This window comes from Devosia sp. (assembly GCF_034675085.1).
Lineage (GTDB): Bacteria > Pseudomonadota > Alphaproteobacteria > Rhizobiales > Devosiaceae > Devosia.
In genome coordinates, this window is record NZ_JAUCDN010000001.1 from 21,828 (window position 1) to 40,810 (window position 18,983).

Annotated in this window: 16 protein-coding genes, 1 tRNA gene and 1 pseudogene; 12 read left to right on the forward strand and 6 right to left on the reverse strand. The window is 64.3% G+C overall.

Annotation, left to right across the window (positions count from 1 at the left end; all coding sequences use genetic code 11):
• Positions 1–933: a myo-inosose-2 dehydratase gene (gene iolE, locus VDP82_RS00100; protein ID WP_323012795.1), complete on the reverse strand. Its 933-nt coding sequence runs from the start codon at positions 931–933 to the stop codon at positions 1–3.
• A gap of 109 nt (positions 934–1,042) precedes the next feature.
• Here iolE and VDP82_RS00105 point away from each other — a divergent pair, with 109 nt between their 5' ends.
• Positions 1,043–2,077 (forward strand): LacI family DNA-binding transcriptional regulator, encoded by a 1,035-nt coding sequence (locus VDP82_RS00105; RefSeq protein ID WP_323012796.1) that lies wholly within the window; start codon positions 1,043–1,045, stop codon positions 2,075–2,077.
• A gap of 92 nt (positions 2,078–2,169) precedes the next feature.
• Here VDP82_RS00105 and VDP82_RS00110 read toward each other — a convergent pair.
• Positions 2,170–2,246, reverse strand: a tRNA-Met gene (locus VDP82_RS00110).
• A gap of 180 nt (positions 2,247–2,426) precedes the next feature.
• Here VDP82_RS00110 and VDP82_RS00115 point away from each other — a divergent pair.
• The 5 genes from VDP82_RS00115 (at position 2,427) to VDP82_RS00135 (ending at position 5,697) form a co-directional block, all read left to right on the forward strand.
• Positions 2,427–3,464, forward strand: coding sequence for an aldo/keto reductase (locus VDP82_RS00115; protein WP_323012797.1), 1,038 nt, complete (start codon positions 2,427–2,429; stop codon positions 3,462–3,464).
• A 182-nt stretch (positions 3,465–3,646) separates the two neighbouring features.
• Positions 3,647–4,336, forward strand: a complete 690-nt coding sequence (locus VDP82_RS00120; RefSeq protein WP_323012798.1) for a DUF599 domain-containing protein — start codon at positions 3,647–3,649, stop codon at positions 4,334–4,336.
• Positions 4,337–4,456: 120 nt separating this feature from the next.
• Positions 4,457–4,768: a (2Fe-2S)-binding protein gene (locus tag VDP82_RS00125; protein WP_323012810.1), complete on the forward strand. Its 312-nt coding sequence runs from the start codon at positions 4,457–4,459 to the stop codon at positions 4,766–4,768.
• Positions 4,734–5,219, forward strand: coding sequence for a bacterioferritin (gene bfr / locus VDP82_RS00130; RefSeq protein WP_323012799.1), 486 nt, complete (start codon positions 4,734–4,736; stop codon positions 5,217–5,219). The genes VDP82_RS00125 and bfr overlap by 35 nt, the downstream gene beginning before the upstream one ends.
• A 67-nt stretch (positions 5,220–5,286) precedes the next feature.
• The gene (locus VDP82_RS00135) at positions 5,287–5,697 is read left to right on the forward strand and encodes a VOC family protein (protein ID WP_323012800.1); all 411 of its coding nucleotides are present in this window, start codon (positions 5,287–5,289) and stop codon (positions 5,695–5,697) included.
• 24 nt (positions 5,698–5,721) lie between these two features.
• Here the strand turns inward: VDP82_RS00135 and VDP82_RS00140 are convergent, their stop codons facing one another.
• The 4 genes from VDP82_RS00140 to VDP82_RS00155 form a co-directional block, all read right to left on the reverse strand.
• Positions 5,722–6,708, reverse strand: a complete 987-nt coding sequence (locus VDP82_RS00140) for an alpha/beta hydrolase (RefSeq protein ID WP_323012801.1) — start codon at positions 6,706–6,708, stop codon at positions 5,722–5,724.
• A gap of 162 nt (positions 6,709–6,870) precedes the next feature.
• The gene (locus tag VDP82_RS00145; RefSeq protein ID WP_323012802.1) at positions 6,871–8,073 is read right to left on the reverse strand and encodes a lytic murein transglycosylase; all 1,203 of its coding nucleotides are present in this window, start codon (positions 8,071–8,073) and stop codon (positions 6,871–6,873) included.
• A 128-nt stretch (positions 8,074–8,201) separates the two neighbouring features.
• A complete protein-coding gene (locus VDP82_RS00150; protein ID WP_323012803.1) occupies positions 8,202–10,379 on the reverse strand; it encodes a mechanosensitive ion channel domain-containing protein in 2,178 nt (725 codons plus the stop codon).
• A 274-nt stretch (positions 10,380–10,653) separates the two neighbouring features.
• Positions 10,654–11,742: an ROK family protein gene (locus VDP82_RS00155; RefSeq protein ID WP_323012804.1), complete on the reverse strand. Its 1,089-nt coding sequence runs from the start codon at positions 11,740–11,742 to the stop codon at positions 10,654–10,656.
• Positions 11,743–12,141: 399 nt separating this feature from the next.
• Between VDP82_RS00155 and VDP82_RS00160 the strand changes: the two genes are divergently transcribed.
• The 6 genes and pseudogenes from VDP82_RS00160 to VDP82_RS00185 all read left to right on the forward strand — a co-directional run.
• Complete coding sequence (locus VDP82_RS00160) at positions 12,142–14,049, forward strand: ABC transporter substrate-binding protein (RefSeq protein WP_323012805.1); 1,908 nt, start codon at positions 12,142–12,144, stop codon at positions 14,047–14,049.
• Positions 14,050–14,136: 87 nt separating this feature from the next.
• Positions 14,137–15,123: an ABC transporter permease gene (locus VDP82_RS00165; RefSeq protein WP_323012806.1), complete on the forward strand. Its 987-nt coding sequence runs from the start codon at positions 14,137–14,139 to the stop codon at positions 15,121–15,123.
• 10 nt (positions 15,124–15,133) lie between these two features.
• Positions 15,134–16,264 carry an ABC transporter permease gene (locus VDP82_RS00170; RefSeq protein WP_323012807.1) on the forward strand — a complete coding sequence of 377 codons (1,131 nt, stop codon included), beginning with the start codon at positions 15,134–15,136 and terminating at the stop codon, positions 16,262–16,264.
• A gap of 4 nt (positions 16,265–16,268) precedes the next feature.
• Positions 16,269–17,303: an ABC transporter ATP-binding protein gene (locus VDP82_RS00175; protein ID WP_323012808.1), complete on the forward strand. Its 1,035-nt coding sequence runs from the start codon at positions 16,269–16,271 to the stop codon at positions 17,301–17,303.
• Complete coding sequence (locus VDP82_RS00180; RefSeq protein ID WP_323012809.1) at positions 17,296–18,348, forward strand: oligopeptide/dipeptide ABC transporter ATP-binding protein; 1,053 nt, start codon at positions 17,296–17,298, stop codon at positions 18,346–18,348. Before VDP82_RS00175 ends, VDP82_RS00180 begins: the two co-directional genes overlap by 8 nt.
• Positions 18,345–18,983, forward strand: a pseudogene (locus tag VDP82_RS00185) (HAD family hydrolase); the annotation flags it as partial. The gene VDP82_RS00180 and the pseudogene VDP82_RS00185, both read left to right, overlap by 4 nt.

An 18,983-nucleotide genomic window follows, 5' to 3' on the forward strand; every position in this document is an offset into this window, starting at 1 on the left:
TCATGCCCTTTCGAGGGCAGGTTTCAGGATGGTTTCGGAAACGAAGCGATGGGCGCGCGCCACCGTCGGCGCCGGCGGCGCCATGGCGGGGTCCTGTTCAGCCTCCACGACCAGCCAGCCGGAATAGCGGCTCTCCGCCAGGAATCGCGCCAATGGGCCGTAATCGACCGCGCCGTCACCGGGCACGGTGAACATTCCCGACCGAACCGCGGCGTTGAAGCTGAGGTCGCGCGCCCGCACCTCTGCCAGAACCGGCGCACGCACATCCTTGAGATGGATGTGGTTGATGCGGGGGCCGAACTTTTCGATCAGCGTCGCATAGTCGTAGCCTGCGGCATAGGCATGCCCGGTATCGAGCAGCAGGCCCACCTGGGGACCGGTGGCCGCCATGACGGCGCGCACCTCGTCCATCGTTTCTGCCACCATCATCAGATGGTGGTGATAGGCAAGGCCAAGTCCGAACTCGTCGCGCAGCGCCTCGGCAAAGCGCGTCAGCCGCTCGCCATAGCCGGCCCATTCGCCGCTCGCCAGCGTCCATCGGCCGGACATGCCGATATCGAGCGCGCTGTCAGGCATCCGCGCGCATTCACCATAGACCATGACCGAAACGCCACAGGCCTTGAGCAGGCTCGCATGTTCGCGCGCCGCGACGATCTCGTCCTCGACGCTGCGGTCGGCCAGAAAACCATTGTGCCAGCCCGAGGCCAGGGACAGTCCATGGCGGGCAAGCATTTGCGACAGGGATGTCGCATCGCGCGGAAAAATCCGGCTGAGTTCAACCCCCTCATATCCTGCCGAAGCCGCCTCGGAGAGACATTGCTCGGCGCCGGTGCCGCGACCGAAATCGTCGAGCACCTCGTTGACCCAGGACAACGGGCTGACACCAAGGCGAATTGCCGATGCGCCCGAACGGGCTGCGGTTGCGTCTTTCACGATTTCCTCCCTATTGCGATCAGCCTATCGGGAGGGTCTTGGCCAATGAAGTTGACTCTTGATGGTTTCCCTTCAAATGTCGTGGTGGGAATCCAGCAACGGAGCCGCCATGTCCAGCAAGACCACGCTCGAACAGATCGCCCTGGCGGCCGGTGTCAGTCTCTCGACGGTGGATCGCGTCGTGAACCGCCGGGGCGGGGTCTCGCCCAAGGCGGAAGCCAAGGTTCTGGAATGGGCGAGCCGGCTGAACCTTGATCGGCGGATTTTCCGCAGCCATCTGCGCTCCTTGCGGATCGCCGTGCTGATGCAGTCGCCGCACAACCCGTTCTTTCGGGCGCTTCGCGATGCTTTTACCGAGGAGAACGTCTCAAAGGCGGACCTCAGGATGACGGCCTTCATCCACTATATCGACGTGAGCGATCCCGCCGGCACGGCCCGGAAGATCGAGGAAATCGCCGATACCTATGACGGCTTGATCATTACCTGTCCAAACGATCCGCGCCTGTCCGATGCGCTGCGCCTGCATTCTGCAAAACTTCCGATCGTGACCCTGGTCACGGACCTGCCCAATTGCGGGCGCCTGGCCTATGTGGGCGCCGACAATCGGCAGATGGGCCGCGTGGTCGGAGAACTCATGGGCCGGTTTCTGGGGAATGAGGGCGGGGAGGTGCTCATCGTGCTGGGCATGCAGCGCATGGTTGGGCACGAGGAACGCGAGATGGGTTTCCGCACCGTGCTGCGCGAGCGGTTTCCCCAATGCCGCATATTGGCTACGCTGGAAAGCGGCGAAGATCCGGCCACGGCGGGCGAGGTCGTCGCAGCGGCCCTGATTGACGCGCCACAGGTTCGCGGCATCTACAATGCGTCGGCCGGAAACATGGCGATCGCGCGAAGTATCCTGGCAATGGGTCTGGACCAGCACATCGTCATGATCACCCATGAATTGACCGCATCGCGTCGCCAATTGCTGCGTGACGGCATACTCGACGCGGTGATCGACCAGAACCCTCGCCTGGAGGCCAGCCGCGCCCTTGATATTCTGGCCCAACATTTCCAACGCGGAGAAATTGTCGCGGGACACCCTCACCACACGCCCTTCGACATCTTCATCCGCGAGAACTGCCCCACCATCGAGGCGCCATAGGCGCCCATCCGATTTGACCCCGGGAGACATGCCGAAACCCACGGCAAAAAAGGAAAAGCCCAGCGAACTCATCGAGTTCACTGGGCTTTCTTTGGTTGCGGGAGCAGGATTTGAACCTGCGACCTTCAGGTTATGAGCCTGACGAGCTACCGGGCTGCTCCATCCCGCGTCATCGCAAGGGCCAAGCCATTGCGTGAGGGCTATATAGGGGGTGCGGACGCGGACCTCAACCCCTAAACCGCTTTATCTGACGGTTTTTTGACAGGGGAATTTTATGTCAGAATACCTGTCTTTTCCGGCGGGATCGGCTAGGTTGCCGCCTCCATCCTTCCAACTCCCCGGAACAGCCATGAAAAGCAATCCCCTTGGCCGCACCGCGCTGCGCGTCACCGAAATCTGCCTGGGCACCATGACCTGGGGCAGCCAGAACACCGAGGCCGAGGGGCACGCCCAGATCGACATGGCGCTGGAGGCCGGCATCAATTTCATGGATACGGCCGAGCTCTATGCCGTGCCCGGCAGTGCGCAGACCTCGGGCCGCACCGAAGAGATCATCGGCTCCTGGCTGGCCCGCACCGGCAGGCGCGACCAGTGGATCATCGCCTCCAAGATTGCCGGGGGCGGAAACGCCTTCATCCGCGAGGGCAAGCGGGCCGATGGCGCCGCGATCCGCCAGGCGCTGGAAGGCAGCCTCAGGCGGCTGCGCACCGATCATATCGATCTCTACCAGATCCACTGGCCCAGCCGCGGCCACTATAATTTCGAGCATTCCTGGACCTATGCGCCCCACAAGCAGGACACCGCCAGCGTCCTCGACAATATCGCCGACATGCTCGAAACCCTCGACGCCTTGGTCAAGGAAGGCAAGATCGGCCATGTCGGGGTCTCCAACGAGACCACCTGGGGCATCGCCCAATGGCTGCGCATCGCCCAGGAGCGGGGCCTGCCGCGCCTCGTCTCGGTGCAGAACGAATATAATCTCCTGCGCCGCCATTTCGACCTCGACCTGGCCGAGTTGAGCCATCACGAGGATGTGGGCCTATTGGTCTATTCCGCTCTCGCCGCCGGCCTGCTGACCGGCAAATATGCCGGCGGCGTCACCCCGCCGGGCAGCCGCAAGGCCTATCAGAAGGGCTTCTGGCGGCTCAATCCGCAATCGGAAGCGGCCACCGCCGATTATGTCGCCCTGGCCCGCAGCCACGGGCTCGATCCGGCGCAGATGGCCATTGCCTTTGCCCTCTCGCGCCCCTTCACCACCTCGGTCATTGTCGGGGCCACCAGCACCGACCAACTCGCCAACGCCATCGGCGCCCACAGGCTGACGCTGAGCCCCGAGGTGCTGGCCGGGATCGAGGCCATCCACCGCCGCAACGGCCGGCCCATCTAGAGCGTTTCCAGCAAAAGTGGAAACGGTTTTGCGGTTCGGAAACGCGATGAAACAAAGGCTTAGTTCATTTCAGCGTTTCTACTAAACGGTGAAATGATCTAGGGACGGAGGCGGCGCCCGGCGCGGCTTTCTTTACCTTCAGGCGCTAGCATGAGGGCTCGGCAGCATCTGCGGAGCCCATCTTGTCCACCACGCTTTTATCCACCTTCTTTCCGCTCATCTGTTATTACGGCTACAATATCGCCGTGCCGCTGGTGGAGCGGGTGCGCCCGTCCCTGTCCTCGATCATGAATATCCAGCGCCGCCGCTGGGTGGCCAACGCCACGCGGCGCGAAACCCCGTTCGACGCCATCCTGGCGGGCAATCTCATGGGCTCGGTGAGCTTTCTCGCCTCCACCGCCGTATTGCTGATTCTCGCCGTCTTCGCCGTGTTCGGCCAGGTGCCGGCGCTGATGGAGACGCTCTCCTCGCTGTCGCTGGCGCGCCGCTACACCATGCTGGAGGTGCAACTGCATCTGGTGGTGATGCTGGCCATGTTCGTGCTGGCCTTTTTCGCCTTCACCCTGTCGCTGCGCCAGTTCAACCATTTCTGCATCATGCTGGGCGCGCTCGACCAGACCGGCACCACCTCCGACGAGGAAATCGACGCCATCACCGCCGTCAACGCCCTGGGCGCGCGCAATTTCAACAGCGGCATCCGCGCCTATTATTTTTCCATCTCCACCGTGGCCTGGTTCGTCTCCGACTGGCTGCCGATCGCGGCAGGCCTGCTCACCGTCATGGTGCTGGCGCAGCGCGAATTTTTCTCCTCGGCCCATCGCAGCGCCGCCGAGGCCGCGCTCCTGGCTCTGCGCCGGCGCGAGCCACGCTGAGGGCGGCACATCGCCGCGCCCTCGCCCCGCTCGGCCTTCGGGCAATATCTGACATTGACATTCAGCATTTGAAGTCGCTTTATGCGCCCCAGCAAGCGCCACCAGATTTTTTGCCCGCAAATGCTCGTCTGCCAGTGCAACATGATCACCAGCAAGGAAATCGAGGATATCGTCCTCGATCTGCTGCGCGCCGATCCCTGGCAGCTCGTTGTGCCGGCCAAGGTCTATAGCGAGCTCAACCGCCGCGCCAAATGCGGCGGTTGCGTGCCGAATGTGGTGGACATTATCGTCCGCGTCACCGAAAACTACCACTCGCAGCAAGCCCGGCAGACTGGAGAAGTCATGACGCTTCCCGTTGGCCTGGAAAAGCTCAAGCAGCAACGGAGTGGAGTACGTCGTGAAAGGCGAAGCGCAGGTCATCGAGCGGCTTAACGAAGCCCTCTTTCTCGAACTCGGGGCGGTCAACCAGTATTGGGTCCATTATCGTCTGCTGGACGATTGGGGCTACAAGAAGCTGGCCAACAAGGAACGCGCCGAATCCATCGAGGAAATGCACCACGCGGATCGGCTCATCGAGCGCATCATCTTCCTCGAGGGCCATCCCAATCTGCAGCGGGTCGCCCCGCTGCGTATCGGCCAGACCATAAAGGAAGTGCTGGAGGCGGACCTCGCCGGCGAGTACGATGCCCGCGCCGCCTACAAGGCCAGCCGGGAATTGTGCGAGGAGCTTGGCGACTATGTCTCCAAGAATCTCTTCGAGGAGCTTCTGGCCGACGAGGAAGGCCATATCGACTTCCTCGAGACCCAGCTCGACCTGCTCGACAAGATCGGCGTCGAGAAATACGGCCAGCTCAATTCGGCTTCGGCCGACCAGGCCGAATAAGCGCCTTCATCTCAAGCCGCCCACGAGTTTTTGCGGGCGGCTTTTTCCCGCCATAGCGAGCGATTGCATGACCTGGCATACCGGCCGCCTGATCGACCATGTGCATTTGCGGGCGCGCAATTTCCTGGTCACCCGCTATTTCTACGAGCAGGTGCTGGCCGCGCTCGGCCACAGGATCGAGCAGCAGGGCAAGGACTGGTTCCAGATCGACGAGTTGTTCGTCGACGCCGCCACGGCGCGCACCCCACCCACCCATGTGCATCTGGCCTTCCAGGCCCGGGACCGGGAAAGCGTCGATGCCTTCCACAGGGCAGCGCTGATTTCGGGCGGAACCGACAATGGCAAGCCCGGCGAGCGCGACTATCACCCCGGCTATTATGCCGCCTTCGTGCTCGATCCCGACGGCAACAATATCGAGGCGGTCTGCCACGGCCCGGTGCGCCGCTCGGCTGAATCGGTGCGGCTGGACCCCGCTTGAGGCGTTTGCTAGGGGGTCTTTGCCCTATTCGATCGGCTGGAACATGGCATTGAGTTCGCTCACCACGCTGTCCATGCCAGTGCCGCCTTCGGGCGGCTCGGGGGCCACCGCGATATAGGGCACGCCGCTGGGGAAGGCGCCGAACATCTGGAAGAACGCCACCATGTCGTCCAGAACCGGCATGCGCCAGCGCCACAGCGCGCCCATGGCGATCACCGGCTCCATATGGCCGAACCCCTCGTAATAGCGCGTCGTCACCCAGACCCCGCTGGCCTTGAGCCGCTCGGCGAAATGCTCGGTGTTCTGCATGCGCACGATGGGGTCGGTGGTGCCGGTGGCCAGATACATGGGCGGGGTGTCGGCGGTCACCAGATTGATCGGCTGCGTGCCCTGCGGATTGGGCGCCTGGCCGAACGCTTCCTGCACCTCGCCATATTCGAAGGGATAGAAATCATAGGGCCCCGACAGCGCCGCCACGCCCCTGATCGGCAGGGTGACGCCGTAGTCGCGCAGGAAGGACGGATCGAGCGCCAGCATCACCGCATTATAGGCGCCGGCCGAATGACCGGCGAGGAACAGCCGGTTGGGATCGCCGCCGTAATTGGCGATATTGTCCTGCACCCAGCGCAGCGCATTGGCGCTGTCTTCCAGAAAGCCGGGATAGCGCACCTCGGGCACGAGGCGATAATCGGCGATGACGACGACGAAGCCGCGCGCCGCCAGCGCCCGCCCGACAAACTGATAGTCGCCCCGGTCGCCCCGGCTCCAGCCCCCGCCATAGATGAAGAACACCACCGGCGCCGCCGTACCGCGCGCCTCGGGCGCATAAACGTCGAGCCGGTGCCGCTCGCCATCGGCATAGGCGATCGAATCGCCGGCCTTGACCGTGCCGCCATCCATGGCGGTGGGAATGTTGAACGGGTCCATGATCGAGAGCGCCTGGCTCGGCAGCGGCGCGAGGATCAGGGCCAGCGCGGCGAGCCCGGCAAGAAGGCGGCGAGAAAGCGGCATCGGACAGCCTGGAGGAAACAATTGCGGATGGGTCGGGCTTGGCCGGCAAAACCGGAGATTTTAAGGCGCCGGAATGGGCGAGGGCAGGCATCTTCCATCTGGGAAAACGGCCTGCCCTCTACTTAAGCGGGAAAAGCATGCGCCCGAAGGGTTAACAGGAGCTTAACGCTTCAGCCGGTCGAGCAGGCGCCCCGAGACATGCCCGTCCGGGGCCAGCCCCTTGCTCGTCTGATAGGCGATGACGGCGGCGCGGGTGCGCGGGCCGATGACGCCGTCGGGCGTGCCCACGTCATAGCCGGCGCGGCCGAGCAGGGTCTGGAGTTCGGCGCGCTGGTCCTTGGAGAGCGCATAGTCATTGGCCGGCCAGGGCGTGGCGAAGCCGCCGCCCCCCAGGATGCGGTCGGCCAGATGGCCCACCGCCAGCGCATAGCTGTCGGAATTGTTGTAGCGCTTGATGACGTCGAAATTGGGCAGCAGCAGGAAGGCGGGCCCGGCGGAACCGGCGGGCATATAGAGCCGGCCGACATCGGCGGGGCGCGGAAAGGCCTTGCCCGAAACCCGCTGGATGCCCAGCGCCTGCCATTGGCTGAGCGGGGCGCGCTCGAGCTGGCGAGCCCGGGAAAAATCGAAGCCGGACGGCAGCTTGACCTCATAGCCCCAGGTTTCGCCCGGGCGCCAGCCGAAGCTGTGCAGATAATTGGCGGTGGAGCCCAGCGCGTCGGGCACCGAGTTCCAGATATCCTTCTTGCCGTCGCCATTATAGTCGACCGCATAGCGCATGAAGCTCGACGGCATGAACTGGGTATGGCCCATGGCCCCGGCCCAGGAGCCGACCATGCGCGAGGGCGTCACATGCCCGTCCGAGATGATGCGCAGCGCCGTCAGCAGCTCGTTGCGGAAGAAATCGGCCCGATACCCCCCTTCGGTGAGGGTGGCCAGGGCATAGATGGTGTTCTCTCCGCCCATGAAGCCGCCGAAATTGGTTTCCATGCCCCAGATGGCCAGCACGATTTCGGGCTGCACGCCCCAGCGCTGCTGGGCGCCGGCCAGCGTCTGGCGCCATTCGGCGCGCATGGCCTGGCCCTTTTTCGCCTGCGCATCGGTGACGCGCCGGTCGATATATTGCTGCACGGTGGAGGTGAATTCGGGCTGCTTGCGCGTCAGCTCCATCACCTTGGGCAGGTAGCTGTACCCGGAAAAGGCCGCCTCGAAGGCGGAGCGGCTAACCCCGCGCGCTTCGGCCTGAGGCCACAATCCGCGCACGAAATCGGCGCTGCTGGCAAAAGCGGGGGAAACGGCGGCGGCCGATGCCGCCATGAGGGCCAGGGCGAGGATATGGCGCATTCCGGCGCGGACGATCGACATGATGGGCCTCGTTTTACGCAAACACAGTCGCGCCCTGCCCCCCGATGCCGCCAAGGACGCATAGGCAAATATTAACGCACCCGATTAAGATGGTGTTAAGGCAAAGCCGTGCCCCGATCACGATGGCGTCAGCCCGCTGCTGGCGCCCCCTTGCCCCTGCCCCGGCGCGGCGGTTCGGCATGCAGGACGCGGCCCGAGGCACGCGCTTCCCCGCCCTGCACATAGGTGATGTGCGGATAGGGAATCTCGATGCCCTCTTCGGCAAAGACCGCCTTGACCAGCTCGTTGAACTTGCGCCCGATGGCCCATTGCTTGCCCGGCAGGGTCTTGATGCGGGCGCGCACGGTGACGGCCGAGGCCGCGAAGCCGATAATGCCCTGCATGTCGAGCTCGTCGAGAATTTCGTCCTTGTGCGGGGTCTGCATCAGCCGATCGAAGGCGGTGGCGAGCGCGGCGCGCACCTGGTCGATATCGCTGTCATAGGCCACGCCGATCTCGGCGACGTGGAAGGAGAAGCCGCGCATCATGTTGCTGACCTGGTCCACCGAGGAAAACGGGATCAGATGCACCGTGCCGGAGAGATCGCGGATGGTGACCGAGCGGATGGTGAGCTTTTCCACCACCCCCGATTTGTCGCCCACCGCCACCACGTCGCCCTCGTTCATGATGTTCTCGAACTGGATGAAGATGCCGGTGATGATGTCCTGCACCAGCTTCTGGGCGCCGAAACCGATGGCCAGGCCGACCACACCGGCACCGGCGATGAGCGGGGCGATATTGACCCCCACCTGGGCCAGCGCCAGCATCAGCCCGAAAATCACCAGCGCCACGGTAAAGGCGTTCTTGAACAGGTTCAGCAGCGTCTTTTCGCGCGGGGTCGGCGCCTTGCCGATGGTGGTGTTGAGCCGATATTCGACCCAGGACGCCACCACCACATGCAACACGATGCACACCAGCACGATCAGCGCCGCCGACAGCACCGAGCCGGCCAGTTGCTGGCCCGCCTCGCTGCCGATCCAGCCGAGAAAATCGAAGATCGACCAGGCCTGGGCGATGGTCACCACCACCCCGCCGACCACCACCCCATGCACCACCCGCATGACATGGGGCACGAAGGCGTGCAGCCGTCCCTCCAGCAGGGGCAGGCGCTTCTTGACGTCCTCGGGCAGTTTCATGCCGGCGGTGACCGCGCGGGAGATGAAGCTGCCCACCAGCGTTCCCACCACGATGGCGATCACCGATTGTACCGTGGCGCCAAGCATGAAGGGCAGCGCCTCGTCGGGATTGGTGAACCACACCACCAGCAGGGTCACCAGATAGAGGATGGCCAGCTGATGCCAGTGTTGCCCCACCAGGCGCAACACCTGCCCCATGCCGACGCCACCGCGCTTCGCGGCCAGCAGATAGAGCCAGTTGCGCACGTCGTCGCGGTTTTGCAGCACGATGACGATGCCGATGGTCACCGCCGCCGCCATCACCAGCACCTGCACCGAAGCGGCGGCGCCAGGAGTGAGATTGGCGGCCAGAAGCGGCGTGACGAAAAAGAAGGTATAGGCCAGAAGCGCGATGATGCGCGCCAGCCAGAACGACCAATAGGCGGCATTGTCGTCGCCCACCGGCAGAAGCCGCAATTCCTCGTGCGGCGGCGACAGGATGGTGCGCACCACCAGCTTGCTCAGTTCCACCACCAGGAAGGCGTTGAGCAGCAGCGACTGGTTGATGCCCATGCGCCCGCTCATCGTGCCGGCCAGCAGCAGCGCCAGCACATAGCCGCAGCCCCAGGCCAGCAGCACCGCGCCGAAATCGACGAGCGCCGCCATGGCCGCCCCGAAAATGCGCGACAGCCAGCCCTTGCCCGCCACCCGCCCGGCAATGACCCGTTGCAGCCGCTTGACGACGAGCCGCAGCAGCAGGAACACCCCGATCAGCCCCACCGCCACCGCCAGGACCGCCAGCGCCACATCGCGCAGGGCGGTGAAATCGGCATCCATGGTACCGGTCAGCCCATGCTGCAATTCGACGAAGACCGAGCCCAGCGAGCGCAGCGTGGTCGAGGCGCCCTCGGCCACCGTCTTGGTATATTCGGCCAATTGCCGCGCGATGCTGAGATCGGGCGGCAGCGTCTCCTCCGCCGGCGCACCGCTTTCCGCCTGCTTGAGCTTGTCCACCAGCGCCGCCCGCGTCTCGGGATTTTCGATGATGCGCACAAGCTCGCTTATGCCGGCGTCGTCCGCCACTGGCGCCGCCTCCTGGGCGAAAGCGCCGGGCGTGAAAATCAGCAAAAAGACCAGGAGCAGCAAGCGCATGGGCATGATCCGAAAGCGAAGCAATGCATCCATCATAGGCCGAGAAAGCCGGTGCCCGCCACCGGCCCCTTGCATCATGTCTTGCCATCGACGGCGGGAGAGTAAAATGCCCCCTTGGGGCGTTTCCCGTCACCTCTCCTTTGATCTGCGGCGGTCTTTCTTCACCTCTCCCTTGGGGGAGAGGTCGGCGCGTAGCGCCGGGTGAGGGGGCCTGCCAGTAGGCTCCGCTCCTGGAAAAGGCCCCTAACCCTTATCTTCGAGCTTTTCACACCCCCTACCCCGGCAAGACCCCGAACATCTCATCCAGCATATGCCGGCGCGCCAGTTCGAGCGCACCGATCAGCCCGGCCCTGCCGCCGCTGCTGCTTACCACCATTTCGAGCGGGCGCATCCAGGCCTGGGCGACATGCTGGCTCACCCGGGCGATGAATTCAGGGCGCGCGCCGATGGAGCCGCCGAACACCACGATCTCGGGATCTACCAGCGCCAGCATGGTCAGCAGCGCCCGCGCCACCTGCGCGCCAACCCCGTCCAGCGTCCGCAGCGCGGCGTCCTCGCCTGTCCCGGCGGCGACGAAAATATCCCATACGCTGTGGCCGGCATCGCCACCGGCGGCGACATAGGCGCTGCGGATGCCCGCCTCCCCCACCCTTTCCTCCAGCGCGGCGACGCCGGGTGCCTCGATCTGCCAGAGCGGCATGTAGCCCATTTCGCCGGCGCCGCCATGGGCGCCGCGCAGCAGGCAGCCATTGACCATCAGCGCTCCGCCGATCCCGGTGCCCAGCGCGACGAACACGGCATTGCGCCGGTCGGTCGCCGCGCCCTGGCTGGTCTCGGCCAGCAGCGCCAGATTGACGTCGTTATCGATCAGCACCTCCAGCCCCAGCCCCTGCTTGAGCGCGGCGCGCAGATTGCGCCCTTCCAGTCCCGGCAGGTTTCCAGCCAGGCTCAGATCAGCGGTTTCGGGGTGCACGGCGGCAGGAACGCCGACAGCCGCCCGGCGCAGGCGCAGGCGCGGGGCCTGCGCCATCTCGCAGAGCTGCTCGGTCATGCGGGCCAGTTGCGCCACCAAGCTATCGGCCCCTTCCCGCGTGGTGGGCTCGGTCATTTCCGCCAGCACCCGCCCCCGCAAATCGCCGATCGCGCCGGCCACCTTGGTTCCCCCCACATCGAACCCGACCGTCAGCGCGGCGTCGGATTTGAGGGCATAGGAAAGCTGCGAGCGGCCCGGCGTGCCGCCCAGCACGCCCTGCACCTGCACCAGGTCGTAGATTTCCAGCTCCGCCAGCAACTCGGTGACCGCCAGCCGCGACAGGCCGACTTTTTGCGCCAATGCGGGGCGCTGGATCGATTCTTCCGCCATCAGGGTTTCGACCAGAAGGCGTAAGTAACCAGCCTGTGAATTTTTTCGCGCCGAGAGCGGCGCTTTCTTGGCGGCGAGAACAGATGCCCTAGACCCCTGATTCCATTGCCAATCTTCCATTCAAGTTCTCCGCTTGCCCCCATTTCGCGCCAGGCCAGGGTAGAAGTGCAAATTTTTTCGTATTGCACCTTGCTTGCTGGCGCGCATAGATAGTCATGTAACAGCATGAAAACTGGCAATGAGACAAGATAATTGTACGGCCGGTTGCTGAGACAGGATGGAGAGGGAGGCTAGTCATGAAAATATTTTTAGTTTCGACTGACCGCCCGGTGAGGACTGTTCACACGTTCGGCAATTCACCAAATGGTGCATTGCCGGCAGCAGCATGAGGGACGATTTATGATGGCCAAGAATTGGATTGCGCGCCTGGCAATCGCCGCGCTGGCCGGGACGGCCTTGGCGGCCCCGGCCTGGGCATTCCAGGAAGCGCCGATGCTGACCGAGAAGGTCGAGGCGGGCGAGCTGCCGCCGCTCGAGGAGCGGCTGCCGACGCACCCCACCGTGGTCGAGGCGCTTAGCGTCGGTGAATATGGCGGCGTCTGGCGCCGCGCCTTCAACGGCCCCGGCGACCGCTGGGGGCCGACCAAGCTCATGGAAGAGCGCGTGCTCAAATGGGCCGCCGACGAGACTGGCGGCGCCGTGCTGGTTCCGGGCTATATCGAATCCTATTCGGTCAACGACGATTCCACCGAGTTCACCTTCACCCTGCTCGAAGGGCTGAAATGGTCCGATGGCGTTCCCGTGACCACCGAGGATGTGCGCTTCTGGTATGAGGACGTCTTCCTCAATCCCGAGGTCAATCCCTCCATCGACGCCACGCTGGCGCCGGGCGGCAAGCCCATGGAAGTCAGCATTGCCGACGAGCGCACCTTCACCGTCAAGTTCGGCCAGCCCTATGTCTATTTCCTGCAGATCCTGGCCAAGGATTCCACCGGCGAGCCGAGCCTGGACCGTCCCAGCTTCGTCTATCCCAAGCATTATCTCAGCCAGTTCAACAATAAATATGCCAGCGAGGCCGAGCTTGCGGCCGCCGCAACCAAGTTCCAGGTCGAAAACTGGAAGGGGCTGTGGGGCTCCAAGGGCGCGGTGACCGCCTGGTGGCTCAATCCCGACCTGCCGGTACTGACCGCCTGGCAGATCGAGACGCCGCCCCCCGCCGATACCGTTACCATGGTGCGCAATCCCTACTACTGGTCCGTCGACCAGGAGGGCAACCAGCTCCCCTATATCGACCGGATCGAGCATCGCCTGTTCCAGGACCCCGAGACGCTCAACCTGATGATCGCCCAGGGCCAGCTCGACATGCAGGACCGGCACCTGAACTTGGCGAACTACACTTTCTACCGCGAGAACGAGGAGCGCGGCGGCTACCACATCGTCAACTGGAAGGATTCCAACATCTGGTCGCTGGTGCCCAATATCACCACCACCGACGATGTGCTGCGCGGCCTGTTCGCGGATGCGCGGGTGCGCGAGGCCCTGTCAGTGGCCATCGACCGCGAGCTTATCATCGAGCTGACCCAGTCGGGCCTGGGCAAGCCGGTGCAGGCCGCCCCCGTCTCTGGTTCGCAATATTACGTGCCCGAGCTGTCCGAGCACTGGGTCGAGTACGATCCCGACCACGCCAATGCGCTGCTGGACGAGGCCGGGCTCACCGAGCGCGACGCCCAGGGCTTCCGCCTGCGTCCCGATGGGCAGCGTTTCAGCCTGATCGTGGAGGCCAACGACGCCTCCTACGCCAAGACGCTGGAGCTTCTGGCCGAGAACTATGCCGATATCGGCGTGGAAATGCTGCCCCGCGTCATCGACCGCACGCAATGGGACAACAACCGCTCCAACAACGACTTCCAGATGCAGTGGATGCCCTATGACCGCATGACCTATGTGCCGGCCGATCCGCGGCGCCTGATGGGATCGGACTCCTTCGCCAACCAGTATTACGTCTGGTACAATACCGATGGCACGTCCGGCATCGAGCCGCCGGCCGACCATCCGCTGCGCGAGGTGTTCGATCTGTGGGACCAGGCCTCCTCCTCCGCCTCGGTGGAAGTGGCCGACGCCCATGTCGCCGAGATGGTGCGCATATTCGCCGAACAGGGCTGGGTGATCGGCGTCTATGGCGAGGGCCCGGTGGTCAATGTGGTTTCCAACCGCATGCACAACGTCCAGCCTGATCTGGTGCAGGACGATATCTTCCGCGGCGTGGGCATGGCCCGCACCCAGCAGTTCTGGCTCGACCAGGATTGATCTGGCCAAATGGCCCGGGGGCTTTTGTCCCCGGGCTTGGTTTCCGCCCGATCTCGAGGGCGGCTGGAAGGCAAGAGGACCTGCGGCATGGTTGCCTTTATTCTGCGGCGCGCGCTTCTGGCGATACCGACGCTCATCTTCATTTCCTTCATTTCCTTCGTCATCATCCAGCTTCCGCCGGGCGATTACGTGTCGGCCTATGCCGCCGAGCTGCGCCGCGCCGGCGACTACATCTCGCCGGCCCAGGAAGCGGTGATGCGCGAGCAGATGGGGCTGAACGATCCGCTGCTGGTGCAATATTGGCGCTGGATCAGCGCCATCGTGCTGCGCGGCGATTTCGGCTATTCGCTGGATTGGAACGCCCCGGTTTCCACCCTGATCTGGGACCGGCTGGGCGTCACCCTGGCCATTTCCTCGGCCAGCCTGGTCATCACCTGGCTGATCGCCATTCCGGTGGGCGTCTATTCGGCGACGCGCCAATATTCCTTCTTCGACTACGTGTTCACCGTCTTCGGCTTTCTGGGCAAGGGCATCCCCGACTTCCTCCTGGCCCTGGTGCTGATGTGGATCGCCTTCGTCTATATGAACCTGCATGTGGGCGGCCTGTTCTCCCCCGCCTTCGAGACCGCGCCCTGGAGCTGGGCCAAGCTGGTCGATCTGATGCAGCATCTGTGGATTCCGCTGGTGGTGCTGGCCACGGGCGGGGCGGCCGGGCTCATCCGCGTCATGCGCGCCAACATGCTCGACGAGCTGGGCAAGCCCTATGTGGAAACCGCCTATGCCCAGGGCCTGTCGGAATCCCGCGTGGTCTGGAACTATCCGGTGCGCGTCGCGCTCAACCCGTTCATTTCCACCGTGGGCTGGGCTTTGCCGGCGCTGTTTTCCGGCGACATCATCACCGCCGTAGTGCTCAACCTGCCCACCACCGGGCCGGTGCTGCTCCAGGCGCTCAAGATGCAGGACATGTATCTGGCCGGCAGCTTCATTCTCATCCTCAGCGTCTTCACCGTCATCGGCACGCTGATTTCCGACATCCTGCTGGCGTGGTTCGACCCGCGCATCCGCTACGCGTGAGGGCCCCATCATGACCGAACAGGCTCTAAACACCGACCTTCCCGCCCGCGACCACAAGGAAGACCTTTATACCGCCAAGCCCTGGAAGCTGATCTGGCGGCGCTTTTCCAAGCATGTGCTGGCGGTCGTCTCGCTGTGGTTCCTGGTGCTGCTGGCGCTATGCGCCATCTTTGCCGAGCCGGTGGCGCCCTATAGCCCCACCGGCGTGCAGCGCCTGCGCACGCTGGCCCCGCCCACGCCCATTCACCTGTTCCATGAGGGCCAGTTCATCGGCCCCTTCGTCTATGGCCTCTCGCGCGAGCGCGACCCCAACACCGCCCGCGTCCGCTACGAGACCGACACCGACACCATCCTGCCGATCCGCCTCTTCCATTCGGGCGACGAATACAGCTTTTTCGGCCTGTTCCGCACCGGCGTCCACCTTTTCGGAGTGGAGGACAAGCGCCAGCAGATCAACCTTCTGGGCACCGACGATCTGGGGCGGGACGTGTTCTCCCGCCTCACCCATGGCGCCCGCGTCACCCTGTCGGCGGGGCTGGTCGGGGTGGTCTTCGCCTTCGTTCTGGGACTGACGCTGGGTTCGGTCGCGGGCTATTTCGGCGGCTGGATCGACAGCTCCATCCAGCGCCTCACCGAGTTCATCCGCTCCATTCCCACCATCCCCTTGTGGATGGGGCTGGCCGCGGCCCTGCCCATCGCCTGGGACCCGCTCTTTGTCTATGTGCTGATCACCCTCATTCTGGCGCTGATCGGCTGGACGCATCTGGCGCGCGTGGTGCGCGGGCAGTTCTTCGCCATTCGCAACGAGGACTATGTGATGGCGGCGCGCCTGGCCGGAGCCAGCGAATACCGCATCATCACCAAGCACATGCTGCCCTCGATGACCTCCTACATCATCGCGGCGCTGACGCTGGCCGTGCCCGAGATGATCCTGGGCGAAACCGCCCTGTCCTTTCTCGGCCTGGGCCTGCGCCCGCCCATCGTCAGCTGGGGCGTGCTGCTTCAGGACGCGCAGAATTTGCGCTCGATTTCCATGGCGCCTTGGCTACTTTCACCCGGGGTTGCCGTGGTGCTGACCGTGCTCGCTTTCAATTTCCTCGGCGACGGCCTGCGCGACGCGGCGGACCCCTATGGGCAGTAAGATCATGACCGATATTTCCATGGCGCCCGAACGCCTGCTCGAACTCGATAATGTCCATGTCCACTTTCCCTTGCGCGAAGGGCTGGTCAAGGCGGTCAATGGCGTCTCCTACCACGTCAACCGGGGCGAAGTGCTCGGCATTGTCGGGGAATCGGGCTCGGGCAAGTCCATCACCGCCCGGGCCATCATGCGGCTGCTGCCCAAGCGCGCCATCGCTCCAGAGGGCAGCATCCGCTTCCATCCGCGCGAGAGCGCCGTGCAGGACCTGGCGACGCTGGACCGCAACAGTCGCGCCATCCGCCAGATACGCGGCCGCCATATCGGCATGATCTTCCAGGAGCCGATGACGGCTCTCTCGCCCGTCCACACCATCGGCACCCAGATCATGCGCACGGTGCAATTGCATATGGGGCTGGGCAAGGCCGCCGCCCGCGCCCGCGCCATCGATCTGTTGGCCAAGGTGCAGATGCCGCGCCCGGCCGAAATGGTCGATGCCTATCCCCACCAGCTTTCGGGCGGCATGCGCCAGCGCGCCATGATCGCGCTGGCCATCAGCTGCGATCCCAGCCTGCTCATCGCCGACGAGCCCACCACGGCGCTCGACGTCACCACCGAGGCGCAAATTCTCGAACTGCTCAAATCGCTCCAGTCCGAGCTGGGCATGGCGATCATCTTCATCACCCATAATTTCGGCGTGGTGGCCGACATCGCCGACCGGGTGTCGGTGATGTATCTGGGGCGCATCGTGGAAACCGCCAGCGTCGACGACATCTTCTACGCGCCCAAGCATCCCTATACCCAGGCCCTGCTGCGCTCCATTCCGCGCCTGGGCGTCGATCAGGGGCGGCGCCTGCCCACCATTCCGGGCATGGTGCCCGATCCGTTCAGCGTGCCCGAGGGCTGCGCCTTCAATCCGCGCTGCGCCCATGCGGTAACGGGGCTGTGCGAGGTGGTCGTGCCGCCGGAAAAAACCTTCGGCACGCAGATGTCGCGCTGCCACATCGCCGATCAATTCGTTCAGGAGCAGGCTCATGTCTGACCTATCGGCGCCCGCCGGCCTGTCGCTGCCCGATGACGTGCTGCTCTCTGTGCGCGGGCTCAAGAAATATTTCCCCATCCATGCCGGCTGGCTCAAGAAGCAGGTCGGCGCGGTCAAGGCCATCGATGATGTTTCGCTCGACATCAGGAAGGGCGAAACGCTCGGGCTGGTCGGGGAGTCGGGCTCGGGCAAATCCACCGTCGCCCGCCTCATGCTGCGCGCCTATGACCTGACCGACGGGCAAATCCTGTTTCGCCGCGCCAATGGTGAAATCATCGACATATCGGGTTTCGACGACCGCGACATGCGGCCCCTGCGCGCCGAGATGCAGATGATCTTTCAGGATCCCTATTCCTCGCTCAATCCGCGCATGACCCTGCTTGAGCTGGTGGGCGAGCCCATGGTCATCCATGGCAAGGGCAATGAAGGAGAAATCCGCGACCGCGTTGCCGAGCTGTTGCGCGTGGTGGGCCTGCGCCCCGAATTCATCAACCGCTATCCCCACGCCTTTTCGGGCGGCCAGCGCCAGCGCATCGGCATTGCCCGCGCCCTGGCGCTCAATCCCAGCTTCATCGCCGCCGACGAGGCGGTTTCGGCGCTCGACGTTTCGGTGGCGGCGCAGAACATCAATCTTCTTCAGGATTTGCAGGAGCAGTTCGGCCTCACCTACCTGTTCATCACCCATGATCTGGGCATGGTCGAGCATATCTCCGATCGCGTCGGCGTCATGTATCTGGGCCGGCTGATGGAGGTGGCGCCCACCGAACAATTGTTCTCCCGGCCGCTCCATCCCTATACCGAGGCGCTGATGGCCGCCGTGCCCCAGCCCGATCCGCGCGGCAACCGCACCCGCAAGCGTGTGCCGCTCAAGGGCGAAATCGCCAATGCCGCCAATCCGCCCACCGGGTGCAGCTTCCATCCGCGCTGCCCCTATGCCCAGCCCCGATGCAGCGCCGAAACGCCCGCCTTGCGCACCGTGGCAGGCGGGCGGCAGGTACGCTGCCATTTCGCCGAGGAACTGACTCTCGCTGGAGCCATAGCGTGACCATGACCGATGCAATGCTGGCGCAACGCTACGCGCCCTGCCTGATGCTGGATGAGGCCGAGCCCTATTCTCCCCACGCCTTTGGCTGGACCATCTTTCGCGCCCCTGGCCAGTCGCCCTCCTCGAAATTCCGGGTCGAGCCGGTTGGCGCCTTTGTCATCGAATATGCCGTCTTCTATGACTGGGATATCGGCCATCTCTACGATCTGGAGCATGTCTGGGTGCATATCGCCGCCGATGGCGCCGTCATCAAGGTCGAGGCGTCCTCCCATGGCGGGCGCAAGCCCATGGATATCGGCTCGGGCCTGCCGGAAATGGCGGGCGAGCGTGCCGTCGTCTATGCCGAGGCCGGCAAGCATGCCCATTGGGCCCATCCCGACCATATGCAGCCGGGCGACCGCCAGAAGCTGGGCTTCTTGTGCTCCAGCCTCGCCGGGCTCGAAGGCGTCCATCTAGGCAATTTCTTTGCCGAGCGCGGCGATTATACCCCGACCCCGCGCGATCACCGCCTCGCCCGCCTCAAGATGCGCGCCGACGCCTTTGCGCCCAGCCATCGCTATCGCCCGGCCGCCATGCCGCGCCTCCTGCCCTGGCCGGAGCTGGAGGCCGCCATCCCCCTTCGGGTCGAGGCCGAA